This window comes from Xenorhabdus entomophaga (assembly GCF_037996725.1).
Taxonomy (GTDB): domain Bacteria; phylum Pseudomonadota; class Gammaproteobacteria; order Enterobacterales; family Enterobacteriaceae; genus Xenorhabdus; species Xenorhabdus khoisanae.
Genome location: NZ_JBBMXH010000567.1, coordinates 1 through 217, shown reverse-complemented (window position 1 = coordinate 217; position 217 = coordinate 1). Strand labels below are relative to the sequence as shown.

The window sequence follows — 217 nt, the reverse complement described above, 5'->3', positions numbered from 1 at the left end:
ACTGTCTGAGCAGGTGGACACCCTGAACGGCAAGCTCGGTGAGCTGGATAGCCTGAAAACCGCACTGGAAGACGAACTGGCGGGGCTGAAACGTCCGGCGGGCAGCGGCAATAACAAGGCGGTGGATGAACACAAAACCGCGTTTGCCCAGTTTATCCGCAAGGGCAAGGTGGACGGGCTGGCCGAACTGGAACAAAAAGCCATGCAGACCACGACC

The 217-nt window shown here is 59.0% G+C and carries 1 pseudogene; it reads left to right on the top strand.

The window, feature by feature from the left end:
• Nucleotides 1–217: pseudogene (locus AAC854_RS24930) on the top strand (phage major capsid protein); the annotation flags it as partial.